Source organism: Variovorax ureilyticus, assembly GCF_050632185.1.
Taxonomy (GTDB): Bacteria; Pseudomonadota; Gammaproteobacteria; order Burkholderiales; family Burkholderiaceae_C; genus Variovorax; species Variovorax ureilyticus_A.
Genome location: NZ_CP192579.1, coordinates 463,038 through 483,900, shown reverse-complemented (window position 1 = coordinate 483,900; position 20,863 = coordinate 463,038). Strand labels below are relative to the sequence as shown.

At 68.5% G+C, this 20,863-nt stretch carries 10 protein-coding genes and 1 pseudogene; 9 read left to right on the top strand and 2 right to left on the bottom strand.

From position 1 onward, the window contains the following. Positions 1-5: 5 nt before the first annotated feature. From ACQ858_RS02235 to ACQ858_RS02195, 9 genes and pseudogenes are all read left to right on the top strand, one after another. On the top strand, positions 6-638 hold the full coding sequence (locus tag ACQ858_RS02235; protein ID WP_431275222.1) for a DUF4136 domain-containing protein: 633 nt from the start codon (positions 6-8) through the stop codon (positions 636-638). Positions 639-687: 49 nt separating this feature from the next. Continuing rightward, positions 688-1,326 carry a histidine phosphatase family protein gene (locus ACQ858_RS02230; protein ID WP_431275221.1) on the top strand — a complete coding sequence of 213 codons (639 nt, stop codon included), beginning with the start codon at positions 688-690 and terminating at the stop codon, positions 1,324-1,326. A gap of 381 nt (positions 1,327-1,707) precedes the next feature. Next, positions 1,708-6,702: pseudogene (locus tag ACQ858_RS02225) on the top strand (acyltransferase domain-containing protein); the annotation flags it as partial. Between the two features lie 47 nt (positions 6,703-6,749). Then, positions 6,750-8,942: an aminotransferase class III-fold pyridoxal phosphate-dependent enzyme gene (locus tag ACQ858_RS02220; protein ID WP_431276767.1), complete on the top strand. Its 2,193-nt coding sequence runs from the start codon at positions 6,750-6,752 to the stop codon at positions 8,940-8,942. Beyond that, positions 8,939-13,765: an amino acid adenylation domain-containing protein gene (locus tag ACQ858_RS02215; RefSeq protein WP_431275220.1), complete on the top strand. Its 4,827-nt coding sequence runs from the start codon at positions 8,939-8,941 to the stop codon at positions 13,763-13,765. Before ACQ858_RS02220 ends, ACQ858_RS02215 begins: the two co-directional genes overlap by 4 nt. Beyond that, positions 13,669-13,959, top strand: a complete 291-nt coding sequence (locus tag ACQ858_RS02210) for an acyl carrier protein (RefSeq protein ID WP_431276766.1) — start codon at positions 13,669-13,671, stop codon at positions 13,957-13,959. Before ACQ858_RS02215 ends, ACQ858_RS02210 begins: the two co-directional genes overlap by 97 nt. Then, positions 13,959-14,684, top strand: a complete 726-nt coding sequence (locus ACQ858_RS02205; protein ID WP_431275219.1) for a 4'-phosphopantetheinyl transferase family protein — start codon at positions 13,959-13,961, stop codon at positions 14,682-14,684. Before ACQ858_RS02210 ends, ACQ858_RS02205 begins: the two co-directional genes overlap by 1 nt. Then, complete coding sequence (locus ACQ858_RS02200; RefSeq protein ID WP_431275218.1) at positions 14,681-15,487, top strand: alpha/beta fold hydrolase; 807 nt, start codon at positions 14,681-14,683, stop codon at positions 15,485-15,487. Before ACQ858_RS02205 ends, ACQ858_RS02200 begins: the two co-directional genes overlap by 4 nt. Then, a complete protein-coding gene (locus tag ACQ858_RS02195; RefSeq protein ID WP_431275217.1) occupies positions 15,480-16,457 on the top strand; it encodes an alpha/beta fold hydrolase in 978 nt (325 codons plus the stop codon). The genes ACQ858_RS02200 and ACQ858_RS02195 overlap by 8 nt, the downstream gene beginning before the upstream one ends. Here the strand turns inward: ACQ858_RS02195 and ACQ858_RS02190 are convergent. Both ACQ858_RS02190 and ACQ858_RS02185 read right to left on the bottom strand, forming a co-directional pair. Next, complete coding sequence (locus tag ACQ858_RS02190; protein WP_431275216.1) at positions 16,444-19,578, bottom strand: efflux RND transporter permease subunit; 3,135 nt, start codon at positions 19,576-19,578, stop codon at positions 16,444-16,446. The genes ACQ858_RS02195 and ACQ858_RS02190 overlap by 14 nt on opposite strands. Beyond that, the gene (locus tag ACQ858_RS02185; RefSeq protein WP_431275215.1) at positions 19,575-20,816 is read right to left on the bottom strand and encodes an efflux RND transporter periplasmic adaptor subunit; all 1,242 of its coding nucleotides are present in this window, start codon (positions 20,814-20,816) and stop codon (positions 19,575-19,577) included. The genes ACQ858_RS02190 and ACQ858_RS02185 overlap by 4 nt, the downstream gene beginning before the upstream one ends. Between the last annotated feature and the right edge of the window lie 47 nt (positions 20,817-20,863).

The following is a 20,863-nucleotide window of genomic DNA, read 5'->3' as shown; positions in this document are numbered from 1 at the left end:
TCCGTATGAAATCGCTGCTGGCCGCGCTCGCCGTCACCGTGAGCCTCACGGGCTGCGCGACGCGCTGGGTGGTCGACAGCGACGTGCGCAGCTTCTCCGAGATCGGCACCGTGCCGGCGGATGCGACCTACCGGTTCGAACGCCTGCCCTCGCAGCAATATGACGAGGCCGCGCAGCTCCGGCTCGAAGCGATGGCCGGCCCCGCGCTCGAAGGCGTCGGCCTGCGCCGCGACGATGCCGCGCCGCACTACACCGCCCAGATCGGCGCGCGCGTGACGGCCGAGGCGTCGATGTGGGTGGACCCGTACGGCAGCCCGTGGTGGGGTCCCGGTCCATGGGGAGCCCCGGGACCCTGGGGCCCGTATCACGGCGGGTGGGGCTACGGCAGCGGCTGGTCCGGGCCGGGCTGGTGGGGACCGCCGCCGTACAACCCCTGGTATTCGCGTGAAGTGAGCATCGTGCTGCGCGAGCTGCCGTCGAACCGTGTGGTCTACGAGACGCGGGCGCGCAACGACGGCCCGTACAACGACAGTGGCGCGATCCTCCCGGTGATGTTCCAGGCGGCGCTTCAGGGCTTCCCGAATCCGCCCAAGGGCGAGCGGCGGGTGAATCTGGAAATCCCGACCACCCGGAACTGAGCCACCTTCCGACAGCGTCCGCTTAGGGGTTTCCCCTAGAATTTCGCCCATGGAGTCCACCCGCGTCATTGCAGTCCGCCACGGCGAAACCGCCTGGAACGTCGACACCCGCATCCAGGGACAGCTCGACATCGAACTCAACGACACCGGTCTCTGGCAGGCCCGGCGCGTCGCGAAGGCGCTGGTCGAGGAACCCATCTCCGCGATCTACGCCAGCGACCTCGCCCGCGCATGGCAGACCGCCAGGGAAATCGCGGATCTGCGCCAGCTCGAGGTGACCACCGACGCCGGCCTTCGCGAACGCGCCTTCGGTCACTTCGAGGGACGGACCTTCGCCGACATCGACGCCGTGCTGCCCGACCAGGCGCGGCTCTGGCGCACGCGCGATCCCGAGTTCGCGCCGGAAGGCGGAGAGTCCCTGCTCACTTTCCGTGAACGCATCACCAGCACGGCGACCCGGATCGCAGCGCGTCATCCCGGCGAGCTGGTGGTGATGGTCGCCCATGGCGGCGTGATGGACGTGCTCTACCGCGCGGCCACCGGCCAGGGCCTGCAGGCGCCGCGCACCTGGGAACTGGGCAACGCGGCGATCAACCGCCTGCTCTGGACCCCCCAGGGTTTCACGCTCGTCGGATGGGCGGACACACGCCATCTCAGCGACGACGTGCTCGACGAAACCACCGTCTGAGCTGCCGCGACGGCCGCGTCGCAACAAATAGTACTTTCCCATGTACTTTTCGTCGATTCTGACCGTCGACGTCAGCTTTTCGTACTCATTTCAGGTAAACGTGGGCACAATCGTGTCTGCATGAAACTTTTGTCAATGCGACAAAAGCAACGAATTGCTTCGAATGTTGCAGTCTCCAAAAAGACATAGGCTGCTCAGCATGGCTTTCGGAGGGTGGCACTAAGGTCCTTGAGAGGGCAATATCGGGCTCGTGGAAAATGTTAACGCTTTCTGATTACTGTTCATAACGGATACATGTGTTGCCAAACCGCGCGCCGATCCTGAAACAAACCAGTAGTCACCAGAAGCTTCACAGCCACTCGCCAGCGGAGTCATCAGTCCATGGAACAAGCACTTGCACCCAGTTCCCCCGTTGAGGCCGCGGCGCTTTCGCCGGAGGATCTCTTCGTGGCACGTACGGGAGGCGTATCGCCCTCCGGGCCGGCCACCCATGATCTTCAGGTTCCGGCGGAACTGGCGGCACGGTGGGCACGCAAGGCGTCCGAATCGGCGCTTCTTCCCGACACCCTGTTTGCTGCCGCCTGGGCGCTGCTCCAGGCCCGATGGCTGGGCACTGCGATCCCGCTGAATGGCACCGCGAGCGAGTGGCTCGCTGAAATCGATCGGGTACGGCGCGACACCTCGAGCGCATCCGACGATGCGTTTCGCTTGAGCTTCTCGGCCGAGAGCTCGGTGCTGGGCCTGCGCGGCCCTGCGGCCCTGCTCGATGCCGACGTCGCGGCAACGCTGCTGGCTGCCATCGCCGACACCTCGTCGGATCTTCTGAACCGCCCCGGGGCCGCCCTGCGCGACATCCGCACGCTGACCGCCGACGACCGCCGGCGCCAATCGGACGCCTGGAACGTTCCGCCCACGCCCTACGACCGGGCGCTGACGGTCCATGCGATGTTCGACCGCCAGGTCGCCGCGCGTGGCGAGGCCATCGCGCTCGTCGGCGAAAACGGCGCCCTGAGCTACAACGAAGTGGCACGCCGCGCCGAAGTCATGGCACGCCGGCTGCAATCGCGCGGCGTTCGCGCAGGCCAGGCGGTGGGCGTGATGCTCGATCGCTCGAGCGCCGCCGTCATCACCCTGCTCGGCATCCTGAAAGCGGGCGCGGCCTATGTGCCAGTGCAGCCCGATTTCCCCGCCGAGCGCATCGCGTTCATGCTGTCGCACGCCGACGTCGGTCTCGTCGTCACCCAGGCCGCGCACCGGCCGCTCGTTCCCAGCGAGCGGCCGGTGCTGTCCATCGATGAGGGGCGCGTCGCCGACGAAGCCGCGCTCCCGCCCTTCTCGCCCGCCGACGCCGACGGCGAATCGGTCGCCTACGTGATGTACACGTCCGGCTCGACCGGCACGCCCAAGGGCATCGAGATCTGCCACCGCTCGATCCTGCGTCTCGTGGTCGACCCGCATTACGTGGACCTGCCGGCCGGCGAAGCGATGCTGCATGCGGCGCCGCTGGGCTTCGATGCCTCGACGCTCGAGATCTGGGGGCCGCTTCTCAATGGCGGCATCGTCGTGGTCCATGACGAGCAGGTGCCGACCGGCGCCGGGCTGGCGCGCACCATCGAACGCCATTCGGTGCGTACCGCGTGGCTCACCGCCGCGCTTTTCAATGCGGTGATCGACGACGATCCGCTGCAGTTCCAGGGCCTGCGCCAGCTGCTGGCGGGCGGGGAGGCCCTGTCGGTCTCGCATGTCCGCCGTGCGATCGCCGCGCTGCCGGGAACCACGCTGATCAACGGCTACGGCCCGACCGAGTGCACCACCTTCTCGGCCACGCACCGGATTCCGCGCGACCTGCCGGCCGATGCGCGCTCGGTGCCGATCGGCCGCCCGATCAACGACACCACGCTGCGCGTGCTGAGCCCGACGATGGCGATGCTGCCCGCCGGCCTCGTGGGCGAGCTGTGCATCGGCGGACGCGGCCTCGCGCGCGGCTACCTGCAGCGCCCCGACCTGACCGCCGAGCGCTTCGTCGCCGATCCGTACGGGGGTCCGGGCGACCGCCTCTATCGCACCGGCGACCAGGTGCGCTGGCTGCCCGACGGCACCATCGAATACATCGGCCGCGCGGACGGCCAGGTCAAGATTCGCGGCCACCGCATCGAGACCGGCGAGGTCGAAGCGGCGCTGCTCGCGCATCCGGGCGTCAAGTCCTGCGCGGTCATCGCGCGCAAGGATGCGTCGGGCCGGTTGAGCCTCGTCGCCTACCTCGTCGCGCGTGGCGCCGAAGTGCCGTGGACGACGCTGCGCCATCACCTGGCCGACCATCTGCCCGAGGCGATGCTGCCTTCGGCCCAGGTGTGGCTCGCGCAGCTGCCGGTGACCACCAACGGCAAGCTCGACCGCCGCGCATTGCCCGAACCGCCGCGCCAGCGGCCCGAGCTGGCGCAAGCGTTCGAGGAACCGCGCACCGACGCCGAGCGCACGGTGTGCGCGGCCTTCGTCCGCGCGCTCGGCATCGACCAGGTCGGCCGCAACGACAACTTCTTCGACCTCGGCGGCGATTCGCTCCTGGTCCTGAAGGTGATGAAGGACCTGCAGCGCGCAAGCGACCGCCGTCTTTCGACCAACATCTTCTTTCGCCAGCCCACGCCCGCCGCACTGGCCGCGAGCCTGCAGGCCGACGAACCGGTCGTGCCGAAGCGCGAAACCGCCAAGCCCGCGCCGCGCATCGGCGCCGAACTGGAACCGGTCGCGCTGGTCGCGATGGCAGGCCGCTTCCCGGGCGCGGCGGACGTCGAGCAGTTCTGGGACAACCTGCTCGCCGGCCGCGAATCGATCAGCTTCTTCGACGACGCGACGCTCGACGCGGGCGTGAGCGCCGCACTGCGTGCCGACCCGCTCTACGTGCGTGCGCGCGGCGTCATCGCCGACATCGAGCAGTTCGATGCCGCCTTCTTCGGCATCAACCCGAAGGAAGCCGAGCTGATGGACCCGCAGCACCGCGTGTTCCTCGAGATCTGCTGGGAATGCATGGAGCGCGGCGGCTACGTGCCCGACCAGGCGCCGGGCCCGGTCGGCGTCTACGGCGGCATGTACAACCCGACCTATTTCCAGCGGCACGTGTCGACGCGCCCGGACCTGGTCGAGATGCTCGGCGAGTTCCAGGTGATGCTGGCCAACGAGAAGGACTACATCACCACCCGCGTGGCCAACAAGCTGAGCCTCACCGGACCGGCCGTCAGCGTGCACACCGCGTGCTCGACCTCGCTGGTCGCGATCGCGCAGGCCTTCCATGCGCTTCGCACCGGCCAGTGCCGCATGGCGCTCGCGGGGGCGCATCGGTGACCTGCCCGCCGCGCAGCGGCTATCTCTACAACGAGGGCTCGATGCTCTCGCCCGACGGGCACACGCGCAGCTTCGACGCCAAGGCCAAGGGCACCGTCTTCAGCGACGGTGCTGCAGTGGTGCTGCTCAAGCGGCTCTCCGACGCGATCGCCGACGGCGACACCATCTACGCGGTGCTGCGCGGCGCGTCGGTCAACAACGACGGCGGCGCCAAGGCCAGCTTCACCGCGCCGAGCGTGGACGGCCAGGCGGCCGTGATCGAAGCCGCGCTCGCGTCGTCCGGCGTCGAGGCGCGCAGCATCTCGTACATCGAAACCCACGGCACCGCGACGCCGATGGGCGATCCGATCGAAGTCGAAGGCCTCACGCGCGCCTTTGCGCCGCACACCGCCGACAAGGGGTTCTGCACCATCGGTTCGCTCAAGAGCAACGTGGGCCACATGGTCACGGCCGCCGGGGCGGCGGGGCTCATCAAGGCCGCGCTCTCGTTGCACACCGAGGCGATCCCGGCCAGCCTGCACTACGAATCGCCGAACCCCGCGATCGACTTCGACGCAACGCCGTTCCGCGTGAACAGCCAGCTTCGGCCGTGGCCGCGCGAAGCGGCGCCGCGCCGCGCCGGCGTCAGCGCCTTCGGCGTGGGCGGCACCAATGCGCACGTGATCATCGAGGAAGCGCCGGTGCGCGAGCCTTCCGATCCACAGGCCGGGCCGCAACTGCTGACGCTCTCGGCCCGCTCGCCCGCCGCGCTGGCCGTCGCCATGACGCGACTGGCCGATCACCTCGACACGCATCGCGACGTACCACTGGCGGATGTCGCACACACGCTGCGCGTGGGCCGCAAGGCGTTCCAGCATCGCGCCTGCGTGGTGGCGGGCTCGGTCGACGAAGCGATCGCCGCGCTGCGCACCGCCGATTCGCCCGCACGCGCCGGCGCCTCGCAGAGCGCCTGGGTACCGCAGCCGGTATTCGCATTCCCCGGCCAAGGGGCGCAATACGCCGGCATGGGCCGCGCGCTGTATGAGAACGACGCGGTCTTCCGCGCCGCTTTCGACGACTGCCTGCGCGCCTTCGAGGGCGTGCTCGGCTTCGACCTGCAGGAGCGGATGTTCTCGGACGACGCCTCGGCGCTCGCGCCCACCTCGGTCACGCAGCCCGCGACCCTCGCGCTCGAATACTCGCTGGCACGCCAGCTCATGGCGCTGCATGTTCAGCCCGCCGCGATGGTCGGCCACAGCGTGGGCGAATTCGCCGCCGCGGTGCTGGCCGGCGTGATGCGTCTCGAGGATGCAGCGCGCCTCGTGGCACGGCGTGGCGTGCTGATGCAGGCGCTGCCCGCGGGCACGATGCTCTCGGTGCGCATGCCTGCCGCCGACCTGTTGCCGCTGCTGCCCGAAGGCATCTCGCTGGCCGCCGACAACGGCCCGGCCGTCTGCGTGGCCGCCGGCCCGAGCGATGCGATCGAGAACCTGCGCGTCGCGCTCGAAGCCAAGGGCATCGTCGCAAAGGCGCTCCAGACTTCGCACGCCTTCCACTCGGCCATGATGGAACCGGCGGTCGAACCGTTCGAAGCCCTGGTGCGCGAGACGAAGCTCTCGCCGCCCCAGCTGCCGATCTACTCGACGCTCACCGGCCGCCTCCTCACTGCGGAAGAGGCGACCGACCCGCACTACTGGGCGCGGCACCTGCGCGAGACCGTGCGCTTCTCGCCCGCCGTGCGCGAGGTGCTGGCGCAGCTCGCGCATCCGCTCTTCATCGAGATCGGCCCGCGCAACACGCTCGCCACGCTGGTGCGCCAGCATGCGACCAAGGCGGTGCCCGCGCCCGCCGTCTCGCTGCTGCTCGACCAGCCGCAAGGCGAGAACGCCGCGTGGCGTCTTGCGGCCGGTCGCCTCTGGGCGCACGGCGTCGAACTCGACCTGCGTGCCCTGGACACGCGCATGCGCAAGCACCGCGTCCGTCTGCCGACCTATCCCTTCGAGCGCAAGCGCTTTTGGATCGACATCGCCGCGGCACCTGCCGCGACGGTGGCACCCGTGATGACTTCCGCCCCTCTTCTTTCCAATCCGCTTCCGGAGTTGACAATGACTGTCGCCGCCACTTCCGCACCGCCCGCGCGCCGCGCATCCCTGGTCACGCGCCTGCGCGAGTTGTTCGAGAACCTGTCCGGCGTCGACATGGGCGGCGTCGACGGCGGGGCCCCCTTCGTGGAGATCGGACTCGATTCGCTCACGCTCACGCAGGCCGCCCTGCAGGTCAAGAAGACCTTCAAGGTCAACCTGACCTTCCGGCAGCTGATGGAAAGCTATCGCAGCTTCGACGCACTCGCCGAGTTCCTCGACGCGACGCTGCCGCCCGAGCCCGCGGCCGCGGCACCGGCCGCGCCGGTCGCCGCGCCCGTGGCCACGGTGGCTCCGCAGGCCGCACCGGTGTTCCAGCCCGTGCAGCAGATGATGCCCGTCATGCAGCCCGTGGCCTTGCCCGCCGGGGCCGGCAACCTGGTGCAGCAGCTCATCGCGCAACAGATGCAATTGATGCAACAGCAACTCGCATTGCTGTCGGCGGCACCATCGATGCCGGCCAGCCCCGTGCTGCCGGCACCGGTGGTGGAGCAACCCACGCCCACGGCCACCGCCGCGGCCACGGCGTCCAATTCGCAAGCCGCGCAGCCGGTGCAGGCCGCAGCGTCGGTCACGCCCGCAACCGACGCGGAAGCATCTGCCGCAGAGGTCAAGTACGACGTCAAGAAGGCCTTCGGCGCCATCGCCCGCATCCACACGCAGGCCAAGGAACCGACCGAGCGCCAGAAGGCGCGGCTCGCCGCCTTCATGCGCCGCTACACGGAGCGCACGAAGAAGAGCAAGGAATTCACCGCACAGAACCGTCCGCACATGGCCGACCCGCGCGTGGTCAACGGCTTCCGCCCCGCGACGAAGGAGATCACCTACCAGATCGTCGTCGATCGCTCCAAGGGTTCGCGCCTGTGGGACATCGACGGCAATGAGTACGTCGACACGCTCAACGGCTTCGGCATGAATCTCTTCGGCTGGACGCCGGACTTCATCAACGAGGCGGTGCACAAGCAGCTCGACCGCGGCTACGAGATCGGCCCGCAGCATCCGCTGGCCGCCGACGTGACCAGGCTGCTGTGCGAGCTCACCGGCTTCGACCGCGCGGCCCTGTGCAACACCGGCTCCGAGGCCGTGATGGCCGCCCTGCGCATCGCGCGCACCGTGACCGGCCGCAACACCGTGGTGCTGTTCACCGGCTCCTACCACGGCACCTTCGATGAAGTGCTGGTGCGCGCGGGCCGCCATGCCAAGGGCATGTCCGCCGCGCCGGGTGTGCTGCAGACCATGTTCGGCGAAGTGCGCGTGCTCGACTACGGCACGCCCGAGGCGCTCGAATTCATCCGCGCCAACGCGGACGACCTCGCCGCGGTGCTCGTGGAGCCGGTGCAGAGCCGCCGCCCCGACTTCCAGCCGCGCGAGTTCCTGCGCGAGGTGCGCGCGATCACCGAGAAATCGGAAACCTGCCTGATCTTCGACGAGGTGATCACGGGCTTCCGCAGCGACCTCGGCGGCGCACAGGCGATCTTCGGCGTCCGCGCGGACCTCGCCACCTACGGCAAGGTGCTCGGCGGCGGGTTCCCGGTCGGCGTGATCGCCGGCAAGCGCGCCTACATGGATGCGCTAGACGGCGGCGCATGGCAGTACGGCGACGACTCTGTGCCCACGGTGGGCGTGACCTACTTCGCCGGCACCTTCGTGCGTCATCCGCTCGCGCTCGCCGCGTCGAAGGCCGCGCTGGAACACCTCAAGCAGGACAACAACAAGCTGCAGACCCAGCTCAACCTGCACACCGCGGCGATGGCCGACGAGCTGACCGCGTTCTGCCGCGAAGTCGGCGCACCGCTCGAGATCCGCTATTTCTCGTCGCTTTGGCGCGTGACCTGGCTCGAGGACCATCCGCTGCAGGACCTGCTGTTCGCGATGATGCGCAGCCGCGGCGTGCACATCCTCGACAACTTCCCCTGCTTCATGACGACCGCGCATTCGCAGCAGGACATCGCGACGATCAAGTCCGCATTCAAGGAATCGATCGCCGAGATGCAGGAAGCCGAACTGCTGCCGCGCCGCGCGGTGGCGCAGACGAGCTTCGATGCATCGCACCCGCCCGTCCCCAACGCCCGGCTCGGCCGCGACAAGGATGGGCAGCCCGCCTGGTTCGTGCCCGATCCGAACGCCCAAGGCAAATTCACGAAGTTCCAAGCATGACTGCAGCCGTCCTCACCCCCGCCGACAACGCGCCCGCCGACGACTTCGATCCCTTCGCGTCGGGCCTCATCGAGCGGATCGTTCCGACGACGGAGGCGCAGCGAGAGGTGTGGCTGGGCGATCGGCTGAGTCCGGAAGCCTCGCTGGCCTACAACGAGTCGCTGCGGATGCGGCTCAGGGGCGCGCTGGATGCAGGCGCACTCGCCGCCGCGCTCGACCAGCTGGTGGCGCGGCACGAATCGCTGCGCGCGACCATCTCGCCGGACGGCACGCAGATGCTGATCGGCGAAGCCGTGCCGGCCGCCCTGGTGCAACACGACCTGTGCCAGCTCGACCCCGCGGCGCAGCAGCGCCGGCTCGAAGACGAAAACCTCGCGGCGGTGCTGGACCCCTTCTATCTCGAGAAAGGCCCGCTCTTCCGGGCCGCGCTGTACAAGCTCTCCGACCTCGAGCATGTGCTGGTGATGACCGCGCATCACGCGATCTGCGACGGCTGGTCGTGGGGCGTGATCAGCCAGGACCTCGGCCTGCTCTATGCCGAGCAGATCGGCGCCGGTCCGGCGCTCGAAGCCCCCTCGCAGTACTCGGACTACGCAGCCTGGGAAACGCAGGAAGCGGGGAGCCCCGAGATGCAGGGTCACATCGACTACTGGCTCTCGCGCTTCTCGGGCGGCAGCCTGCCGGTGCTCGAACTCCCGGTCGATCGGCCCCGCCCTGCCGTGCGCACCTTCAGCTCGCGCCGCGTCGACCATGTGCTGGGCCAGGACCTGATCGATTCGCTGCGCAAGGTCGGCGCCTCCTCGGGCACCAGCCTGTTCGCAACGATGTTCAGCGGCTTCGCGGCCACGCTGCACCGGCTGACCGCGCAGGACGACCTCGTGATCGGTATCGCCGCCGCCGGCCAGATGCCGAGCGACATGCCTTCGCTCGTGGGCCACTGCGTCAACACGCTGCCGATCCGCGTCGCGGTCGAGCCGCAGATGTCCTTCGACGCCTTCGCCAAGGCATCGGGCACGACGCTGCTCGATGCCTTCGAGCACCAGACGCTGACCTACGGCGCGCTGCTGCGCAAGCTGCCGGTGCCGCGCGATCCAAGCCGGCTGCCGCTGGTCAACGTGCTGTTCAACCTCGACAGCGGCGCGCTGGTCACGAGCAATTTCCCCGAGATCGAATCGGAGCAGAGTTCGATCCCGCGCCGCTACGAGAACTTCGAGCTGTTCGTCAACATCGCGCCGGTCGCGAAGGGCATGCAGATCGAGGCGCAATACAACGCCGACCTGTACGACGACGCCACGGTCAAGCGCTGGCTCGGGATGTACGAATGCCTGCTGCGCTCGGTCGCATCCGATCCGGCGCAGGCCGTCGGCAAGCTCAACGTGCTCGATGAATCGGAAGCGAAGGCCATCGCCGCGCTTCAGCCGGCGGCGACGACGCTCGCCGGCCAGCCGCTGATGCACGCCGGCTTCGCCGCGCAGGCCGCGAAGACGCCCGACCGCGCCGCGCTGCGCGACGGCGCGCGCAGCCTGAGCTACCTGGAACTCGACCAGCAATCGAACCGGCTCGCGCATGCGCTGCGCGAACGCGGCATGGGCCGTGGCCAGCGCGTCGGCCTGTGCCTGGACCGCGGCGCCGACATGATGGTCGCGCTGCTCGCGGTGCTCAAGTCCGGCGCCGCCTACGTGCCGCTCGACCCGGCCTTCCCGCAGGCGCGTCTCGACTACTACGCCGAGGATGCGCAGCTCGGCCTGCTGCTCACCGGTTCGACCGTCGCCGCGGTGCCCGCGAACTGGTGCTCCGATGCGGCGCAGCGCGTGCTCATGCTCGACCGCGACACCGACTGGCGGGACAAGCCCGCCACCGCGCTCGCACCGTCCGACCAGGATGCGCAGGCCGGCGATGCGGCCTATGTGATCTACACCTCCGGCTCCACCGGCAAACCCAAGGGCGTTTGCGTGCCGCACGGCGCGGTCGCGAACTTCCTGCAGAGCATGCGCGAGGCGCCCGGCATCACGGCCGACGACCGCCTGGCCGCAGTCACCACACTGTCGTTCGACATCGCAGTGCTCGAGCTCATGCTGCCGCTGACCGTCGGCGCGGAAGTGATCCTCGTGTCGCGCGACACCACGATGGACGGCAACGCGCTGCGTGCCCTGATCGAGCAGAGCGGCGCGACGATGATGCAGGCCACGCCCGGCGGCTGGCGGCTGCTGCTCGATGCGCAATGGCAGGGCTCGCCGCACTTCAAGGCGCTGGTCGGCGGCGAAGGGCTGCCTTCGGACCTCGCGCAGTCGCTGCTGCAGCGCTCGCGCGAAGTCTGGAACATGTACGGCCCGACCGAGACGACCATCTGGTCCACCCTCTGGCGCGTGGAGCCCTCGCGGGTCGCGCAGCGCGGCGTGTCGATCGGCAAGCCGATCGCCAACACCACCGTGTGGGTACTCGACACGAACGGCCAGCGCTGCCCGATCGGCGTGCCGGGCGAGATCGTGATCGGCGGCGACGGCGTGACGCTGGGCTATCTCGATCGCCCCGAGCTCACCGCCGAGCGCTTCGTTCCCGATCCGTGGGGCGCCGACGGTGCGCGCCTGTACCGCACCGGCGACCGCGGCCGCTGGAGCAACGACGGCCTGCTCGAACACATGGGACGCTTCGACTTCCAGGTCAAGGTGCGCGGCTATCGCATCGAGCTCGGCGAAATCGAAGCCGCCTGCAACGAAGCGCCCGGCGTCGGAAACAGCGTGGTCATCACGCGCGAGGACCAGCCGGGCGACGTGCGCATGGTGGCCTATGTGAGCCCCTCGTCGGGCGCGAGCATCGACCTGCACGAGCTGGACCGCCGCCTGCGCAACCGCCTGCCGCAGTACATGCTGCCGCAGCACGTCGTGACGCTGGACGCGATTCCCTTCCTGCCGAACGGCAAAGTCGACCGCAAGGCGCTGCCCAAGCCCCTGGCCAACCGCGAGGAAAGCCGCGAGCGCGTCGCGCCGCGCAACGATCGCGAACGGCGTATCGTCGAACACATGGAGCGCGTGCTCAACTTGCCTGGGCTGGGCGTCACGGACAGCTTCTTCGCGCTTGGCGGCCACTCGCTGCTCGCCGCGCGTCTCGCGACCCTGCTGAGCCGTGACCTGGGCGTTCCTGTGCCGATGCGCACCCTGTTCGAGGCGCCGACCGCCGAGCGCCTGGCGATGGCCGCCGAAGAACTCCTGAAAGCCGGCGCGCCGCAAGGCGATCTCATCGTCCATGACGCCGCGCGCCGCATCGCTCCGCTCACCCCGATGCAGGAGCGCATCCGCTTCCTGGAAGAGATGTTCCCCGGACGCTCGGTCTATAACGCGCCTTCGGCCCACCGCCTGGGCGGGCCGCTCGATATCGCGAAGTTCAACGAGACGCTGCGCGAGATCATCCGCAGGCAGCCGGCGCTGCGAACCTCGATCGGCACCGATCCGCAGACCGGCAAGCCCGCGGCGCTGATCGCGGAGCAGATCCAGTTCGACCTGCCGGTGGTCGACCTCACGCACCTGCCCGAGGATCAGCGCGAGAACGAACTGATGGAAGTCATCCAGGAGCTGGCCGACCGCCCGATCGATCTCGGGCGCGCGCCGTTGTTCCACGCTGCGCTCTATCGCATGGCTGAGGACGATCACGCCTTCGTCTTCGTGCCGCACCACCTCGTGTGGGACGGCTGGTCGTTCGACATCCTGCAATCGGAGCTCTCGCAGATCTACGGCGCCAAGGTCCGCGGCGAGCCGCATGGCCTGCCGGATCCCGCGCTCACGCACGGCGACTATGCCGCGTGGTTCGAGGACTGGCTCGGGACGCCGAAGGCCGAAGCACAGCTGCGCTACTGGAAGAATCGCTTCGCGGCCTCACCCGTGCCCAAGGTGCCGCGCACCGACATGCCGCGCCGCGCGGGCATGAGCGGCCAGGGCGGAACACACTGGATCACGGTCGAGAAGGCGCTCTCGGAGCGGCTGCACGAAGTCGGACGTGCCCACGACGTCACGCTCAACATGCTCACGCTCGGTGTCTACGTTCTGCTGATGACCCGCGTTGCCAATTCGCGCTCGATCGTGATCGGCATGCCGGTGCGCGGACGCGAGGTGCCCGAGCTCGAGTCGGTGATGGGCTTCTTCAACAATACGCTGCCGATGTCCTTCGAGGTCGACGCCTCGATGCGCTTCGGCGATTTCATGCGCTACATCAAGAAGGAACTGCTCGCCGTCATGGCCTACCAGCAGGTGCCCTTCGAGCGCATGGTGGCCGAACCCGAATTCGTCGAGCGGTCGCAAGGCGTGGGCCTGTATCAGGCGCTGTTCTCTTTCCAGGACGCACGCGAGCGCCCGTCCACGATCGGCGGCCTGCAGGACCGGCAAATCCACATGCTCCAGCGCGGCGCGACGGATGACCTCGGCATCTGGGTGATGGAGAAGGCGAGTGGTCTCGAGGGAGCGATCACGTACAACGCCGACGTCTACCGGCGAGAGACCGGTGCGGCCTTCCGGGACCGCTATATCGAGCTGCTGCGTGTCGTCGCCGACCGCCCGGATGACACGCTGGAAGCGATCTGGTCCTCGGGAGACTCGCAGAGCGCCGGTACCTGGAGCGGCTCTCCGACACCGGAACCCGGGAGGATGCGGCGGTCCCTGAACCGGCACGCGCCAAGCCAGCGAATGCCGCGGAGTCCGTTTCCCTCCTGCTCCCCGAACAGGCGCGCCTCGCGCAGATCTGGGCCAGCCAGCTCGGCATCGACGTCAACGACATCCGCGCGAGCGACAACTTCCTCGACCTCGGTGGCGATTCATTGCTTGCCATGCGCGTGATCCAGCAAGCGGAACAGGCACTCGGCTTCCGTGTGGAACCGCGCCGCTACGTGTTCGAGACCCTCGGGCAGCTTGCGATCGCCCCCCGACATGCCGGTCCCGGCGGCGGTTGCTTCGAACGAACCCGAGCGTCGTCGCGGCCTGTTGGGCCGGGTCTTCTCCGGCTGGGGCCGCAAGGGTTGAGGAAGAATTGATGTCCATTGTGGAGGTTCCTGCCGCAGTGCGCTGCCGGCTCTGGCGCATCGACCTCGACGCGACGCTGTCGGCCGAAGCCATCGCATCGCTCTCGGACGACGAATGGGAACGCGCTCACCGCTTCGTCTTCGCGCACGACCGCCGGCGCTTCATCGCAGCACATGCAGCGCTGAGGAGCACGCTGTCCGCGGAGACGGGCATCCCGGCTGCCGGGCTGGACTTCAGGTTCGGGGCCTTCGGCAAGCCGGCGCTGGTCGAGCCGCCCGGGATCCAGTTCAACATGAGCCACAGCAAGTCGGTCGGCATGATCGCGGTCGCGATCCCGACCGGGTCGGACTCGGAAATCGGCGTTGACGTCGAACTGCTGCGGCACATGCCCGACGCCGAAGCCCTGGCAGAAACCTATTTCACGGCGCACGAACGCGCGGCGCTCGCGGCTGCCGCGCCGCATGAGCGCGACCTCGCCTTCCTGCGCTGCTGGACGCGAAAGGAGTCCTGCCTGAAGGCGACGGGGCTGGGATTGAGCGTGGACACACGCAGCTTCGAGGTCGGGGTCGATGGGGGCGCACGCGAAGTACGCATCGCCGGAGAGGCCGGCCTGACGCGGCTCGAACTCGCCTCCTTCGATGGAGGCAAGGACCTCGTGTGCGCGGCAGCGCGAGTGCAGGCGATCGACACGCCCCGCGCCCGGCCTCTGATGCCGGAAAGGGAGGCCTGCCTGTGAAGCCCCTCATCTTCGGACCGGCGTCGCGCCAACTCTTCGGCCTCTACCACGAGCCCGAGCGCGAGGGCGAGATCGCGGTGCTCGTGTGTGCGCCCTTTGGCCAAGAGGCGCTGCGCACGCACCGGCTGTTCCGCGTTCTGGCCGACCGGCTCGCGCAGGCGGGCGTCGCCGTGCTGCGCTTCGACTACTACGGCACCGGCGATTCGCCTGGCGAGGACAGCGAAGGCGAACTTGAGGGTTGGCGGCGAGACGTGGGAGCCGCCCACGCGGAACTGCGGGGGCGCGTCGGCGGGCGGCGCATCCTGTGGCTCGGCGCGCGCCTCGGTGCCACGGTGGCCGTCATGGCGGCACGCAGCGGGCGCTGCGACCCGTCGCGACTCATCCTCTGGGACCCGATCATCGACGGCGCCCGCTATCTCGACGAACTGCGCGCGCGTCACGTGGATGCGCTGGAGGTGTCGTTCTGCGTCCCCGATCGCGCATGGAGGCGCCGGCTCGAAAAAGAGAGCAACTCCTACACGGACTCCGTGCTGGGTTTCGGACTATCCCCGGAACTGCCCAAGCAGTTGAAGGGGCTGACGTCCCGATCGCTGCAACTGACTGCGCTGCATGACACGGTGATCCTGGCCCGGGACGATGATCAGGATGCGGTGCAATGGGCGCGCACCGAAGCCGAGAGGCAGATTCCCGCCAGGCTTTCGCCTTTCCAGCATCCCCTGATCTGGACCTCCGATCCGTTCGTCGACAGCGCCATGGTTCCGATCGAAGTAGTACAACGCCTGCAGGAGGAGATCCATGCGTGACTATTTGGAAAAGCCTGTCCTTTTCGGCCCCGAAGGCTCGCTGATCGGCATGCTCGCCACGCCGGCGGAAGGCCAGGCGGAGCCGGTCGCATGCCTGCTGATGAACATGGGCGCGAACCATCGCATCGGCCCGCGGCGCATCAATGTCAAGATCGCGCGGGCGATGGCCGCGCACGGCATCGCCAGCATCCGCATCGACCTCTCCGGCATGGGCGACAGTCGCCCCACGAGCGGATCGGCACACTACCGCACGCAGGCAGTCCTGGATCTGCAGGCTGCGATGGATTGCATCGAGAAAGAGCTCGGCATTCGCCGCTTCGTCGCGGTCGGGCTCTGCTCCGGTGCCGAGAACGTGATGGCGAGTGCCGTCGCCGATGCCCGCGTCGCCGGCGTGCTGATGTTCGACGGTTTTGCATTCCCGGGCCGGCGATCGCAGCTGGAGAAGACCCTGCGCAGGGCGCTGGCAGACCTCTCCGTTGCGACGCTGGCCGCCAAGGTCATGGGAAAGCTGCGCAGATTCATGCCGGCGCGGGCGGCACCCGGGTCGCAGGCTGCGTACGTCGATGGCGCATCCAGCGAGATATTCCGGCCCGAGTCGCCCACGGAGAAGCTTGCCTATTTCAGCCGCTCGATGAGTCAGCTCGCGGAACGCAAGGTCTCGGCCCTGCTCCTTTATTCGGGCACCCTGCACGTGACGGACAGGGGCCGCGACCAACTCGGGCCGCTCGCCCAGGAGCCGTTCATGCGCCAGTTCGAGTACCGGTTCATTCCGGAGATCGACCACAGCCTGCTGTCGCCCGAGTCACAGCAGACGTTCCTGTCGCTCGCCTGCGAGTGGGCGCTCCGCGTGATCCGCGAGGGCGCGTCCCAGCCGCGCGAACGCCGGGTGGCGCAGACGAAGCCGTCCCCGGTCGTGATGGCCGAAGCCCCGGGCTACGGGGCCCAGAACGCAGAGTTTACGCAGGTGTGAGCTTCTCGCCGGGCAGGTCCTGCAGCGGCCCGCTGCCGCTGTAGCGGTCGAGCGCCAAGTAGATCGCCGGCGTGATGTACAGCGTGATCACCTGCGAGAAGATCAGCCCGCCCACCACCGCGACGCCCAGCGGCTGACGCAGCTCGGCACCGGCGCCGAGGCCGAGCGCCAGCGGCAATGCGCCCATCATCGCGGCCAGCGTGGTCATCAGGATCGGGCGAAAGCGCAGCCGGCAGGCCTCGCGGATCGCCTCCACCGGCCTCATGCCCTGGGTGCGCTGCGCCTCGAGCGCGAAGTCGATCATCATGATCGCGTTCTTCTTGACGATGCCGATCAGGAGCAGGATGCCGATGGTCGCGATCAGCGTGAGATCGAAGCCGAAGAGCTTGAGCGAGAGCAGCGCGCCCACCGCCGCAGACGGCAGGCCGGCGAGGATGGTGATCGGGTGGATGTAGCTCTCGTACAGCACGCCCAGCAGCACGTAGATCACCAGCACCGCGAGCACCAGCAGCACCGCCTGGCTCGACTGCGAGCTCTGGAACACCGCCGCATCGCCGCCGTAGCTGGTGATGATCGACGGCGGCATCTTGAGTTCTTCCTTGAAGCGGTCGATCTTCGCGGTGGCGTCGCCGAGCGGCACGTCGGGCGCGAGGTTGAACGACACCGTCACCGCCTGCAACTGCCCCTGGTGGTTGATCGAGGTCGGCCCCACGGTGCGCTTGACGGTTGAAAAGGCCGACAGCGGCACGAGCTGCCCCGCCTTGTTGCGCACCGACAGGCGCGACATGTCCTCCTCGAACTGCCGGTCGCTGTCGGCGGCCGAGAGGATCACCTGATAGGTGTTGCTCGCGCCGTAGATGCTGCCGATCTGGCGGTCGCCGTAGGCGTTGTAGAGCGCGGTGCGCAGGTCGCCCACCGCGATCCCGAGCACGCCGGCCTTGTCGCGGTTGATCTCGAGCGTCGCCTGCAGGCCGCGGTTCTGCGAGTCGCTGGTGACGTCGCGGAAGATCGGATCGGCGCGCATGCGCTCCATCAGCTTCTCGGACCAGAGGTTCATGGTGCCCGCGCTGACGCTCTGCAGCGTGTACTGGAAGCGCGCCTTGCTCTGTCGCCCGCCGAGCCGCAGGTTCTGGATCGGCTGCATGTAGACCGCGATGCCGGGGATCTCGCGGAAGCGCTTGCGCAGCGACTCGAGCACCTGCGGCATGTGCAGGCGTTGGCTGCGCGGCTTGAGCACCACGAACAACCGACCGGAGTTCTGCGTCGCGGTCGGGCCGCCGACGCCGATGAACGAGTTGACGTAGTCCACGTTCGGGTCGGCCATGATGGTCTCGGCCACGCGGTCCTGCAGCGCCTTCATCGCGGGGAACGAGATGTCCTCGGCCGCTTCGGTCGTGACCTGGATCTGGCCGATGTCCTCCTCGGGGAAGAAGCCCTTGGGGATGGTGACGAACATCCACGCGGTCAGCGCGAAGGTCGATGCGGCGAGGAGAAGCATCACCGGGCGACGCCGGAGCGTCCAGTCGAGCGTGCGCATGTAGCTCGAATGCACCCAGCGGTAGCCGCGCTCGAAAGCCCGGCCGATCGCGGTACCGGGCTCGGGGTGCTCCTCTTCATGATCCATCGCGCCCTCTTTGCGCGGCACATGCCTGAGCAGCCGGCTCGCGAGCATCGGCACCAGCGTGAGCGAGACGATCGCGGACACCATCACCGCGAGGCCGACGACGACCGCGAATTCGTGGAACAGGAGTCCGATCACGCCGGGCATGAAGAAGATCGGGATGAACACCGCCACCAGCGAGATCGAGATCGAGATGATGGTGAAGCCCACTTCGCGCGCGCCGCGCAGCGCCGCGGCGAAGGGCTCCATGCCCTTTTCGACGTAGCGCATGATGTTCTCGAGCACCACGATCGCGTCGTCCACCACCAGGCCCACCGCGAGCGTGATGCCGAGCAAGGACACGTTGTCGAGGCTGTAGCCGAAGGCGTAGAGCAGCGCGACCGCGCCGATCAGCGAGATCGGGATCGTGAGCGCCGGGATCAGCGTCGCGACCAGCCGGTGCAGGAACAGGAAGATCACCAGCACCACCAGCAGGATGGTGCCCAGGAGCGTGAGCTGCACGTCGTGCACCGCCTCGCGGATCGAGAGCGAGCGATCGTTGAGCACGCTGATCTCGACCGACTGCGGCAGCTCTTCGTGGAAGCGCGGCATCAGCGCGCGCACCGCGTCGACCACCTGCACCGTGTTCGCATTGGGCTGGCGCTGCACCGCCAGCGAGATCGAGCTCTTGCCGTTGTAGGCGCTGCCGGTCTTGACCGACTCGAAGCTGTCCTCGATGGTCGCGACCTCGTCGAGCCGCACCGGTGCGCCGTTGCGCTGGCCGACGATGACCTTGGCGAAATCGGCCGCCTTGAGCATCTGCTCGTTCGCCTGGATGGTCAGCGTCTGGCGCGGTCCGTCGAGCACACCCACGGGCGTGTTGGCGTTGGCGAGCCGCACCGCGTTGGCGAGCTCGTCGAGCGTGATGTTGCGCGCGTTGAGCAGGTCGGCGTCGGCCTTGACGCGCACTGCGAAGCGCTTCTGCCCATAGACCACCACCTGCGCCACGCCGTCGATGGTCGAGAGCGTGGGCGACACGAGGTTCTCGGCGTAGTCGTTGAGCTCGGACGGCGTCATCGAGTCCGAGGTCATCGCGATGAACAGCACCGGCGCATCCGCCGGATTCACCTTGCGGTACGACGGCAGCTGGGTGAGCTCCTGCGGCAATTGCCGCTGCGCACGCAGCAGGGCAGCCTGCACGTCGACCGCCGCCGCGTCGATGTCGCGCGAGCTCACGAACTCGAGCGTGACCGAGGTCGTGCCCTGCGTGTTGACCGAGCTGATCGTCTGCAGCCCGGGAATGGTGGAGAACTGCTTTTCGAGCGGCAGCGCGACCGACGACGCCATCGTCTCCGGGCTCGCGCCCGGCAGCTGCGCATTGACGTTGATGACCGGCGTGTTGTAGCTCGGCAGCGCCGCGACGGGGATCTGGAAGTACGCAAAGATCCCGATGACCACCACCGCGGCAGAGAGCAGCACCGTCATCGCCGGACGACGGATGCACAGCTCGGAGATGTTCATGCGCGCTCCCGCTGCGCGACGAGGCTGGCGTTGGTCGGCGCGACCGACGCAGCGCTGCCCGGCCCGGGCGCCGGGTCGTCGGTGCGCCGCGGGCCGCCGCTCGCCTCGACGCGCACCTTGCCGCCGGGACGGACGTTCTGCTTGCCTTCGGTGACCACCTGCTCGCCCGGCTGCACGCCGCGCACCACCACCTGCGTGCCGAAGGTGTAGACCGACTCCACCTTGCGCCGCGCCGCCTTCTTCTCGGCGTCGATCACGTACACCGATGACCCTTCGGACAGCATCATCAGCGCCGAAGCGGGCACCACGGTCGCGTCGTCGATGGTGCGCACGGTCACGCGCGTCTCGACGAACTGGCCGGGCCAGAGGCTCTGATCGGCGTTGTCGAACACCGCCTTGGCGCGCACCGTGCCGATCTGCGGATCGACCGTGTTGTCGACGAAGTTGAGCTGGCCCTTGAGCGTTTCCTTGCGGCCGGGAATCACCGCCTCGACCGGCGTGTGCGAGCGGGCGGCCGCCAGCAGGTCCTGCAGCTTGCCTTCAGGCACCGGGAAGCTCACCGCGATCGGGTCAAGCTGCGTGATCGTGACCAGCGTCAGCGTCGGCTGCACCAGCGTGCCGGGATAGATGCTGACCGCGCCGATGCGTCCCGCGATGGGAGCACGCAGCGTGGCGTAGCCCAGCGCCACGTCGGCCGATTGCACCGCCGCGCGGTCGGCGGCGACCGCCGCGCGCTGCGCGTCGAGTTGCGACAGGGTGGCATCGACCGCGCTCTTGGCGATGAAATTCTGCGCCACGAGCTCGAGATTCCGCTTGTATTGCCGCTCCAGGTCGGCCAGCACCGCTTCATCCCTCTGCTGCTGCGCCTTGGCCTTGGCGAGATTGGCCTGGTCGGGCCGATCGTCGAGCGTGAAGAGCAATTGGCCGGCCTTGACGAACTGGCCTTCCTTGACATGCACCTGCCGGACCGTGTTCGTCACCTGCGGCCGCAGGTCGACGCTGTTGAGCGACACCACGCTGCCATTGACCTGCACCGTGACCGGCACGCTTTGCTTCCTGGCGACCGCCAGGGTCACGAGCGCCGGAGCGCCGCCACCGGCACCGGTGGCCGCCTTGCCGCCCACCGGAGCGGAGGCGGTCTCCGCAGGGCGCGATCTGGCGCCGGACCACCACCAGCCGCCTGCGGCGGCGGCCACGACCAGCACCCCGGTCAGGGTGAGTACGAGATTTTTCTTCATGGGGCATCCATCATGGATCGAAGCTCTACATGCCGGAATGGGAGTCG

Bases quoted from the DNA above. Each gene is read 5' to 3' on its own strand.
- ACQ858_RS02190 (WP_431275216.1), bottom strand. From the start codon at position 19,578: ATGAACATCTCCGAGCTGTGCATCCGTCGTCCGGCGATGACGGTGCTG.
- ACQ858_RS02185 (WP_431275215.1), bottom strand. From the start codon at position 20,816: ATGAAGAAAAATCTCGTACTCACCCTGACCGGGGTGCTGGTCGTGGCC.
- ACQ858_RS02220 (WP_431276767.1), top strand. From the start codon at position 6,750: ATGACTGTCGCCGCCACTTCCGCACCGCCCGCGCGCCGCGCATCCCTG.
- ACQ858_RS02235 (WP_431275222.1), top strand. From the start codon at position 6: ATGAAATCGCTGCTGGCCGCGCTCGCCGTCACCGTGAGCCTCACGGGC.
- ACQ858_RS02215 (WP_431275220.1), top strand. From the start codon at position 8,939: ATGACTGCAGCCGTCCTCACCCCCGCCGACAACGCGCCCGCCGACGAC.
- ACQ858_RS02205 (WP_431275219.1), top strand. From the start codon at position 13,959: ATGTCCATTGTGGAGGTTCCTGCCGCAGTGCGCTGCCGGCTCTGGCGC.
- ACQ858_RS02230 (WP_431275221.1), top strand. From the start codon at position 688: ATGGAGTCCACCCGCGTCATTGCAGTCCGCCACGGCGAAACCGCCTGG.
- ACQ858_RS02195 (WP_431275217.1), top strand. From the start codon at position 15,480: ATGCGTGACTATTTGGAAAAGCCTGTCCTTTTCGGCCCCGAAGGCTCG.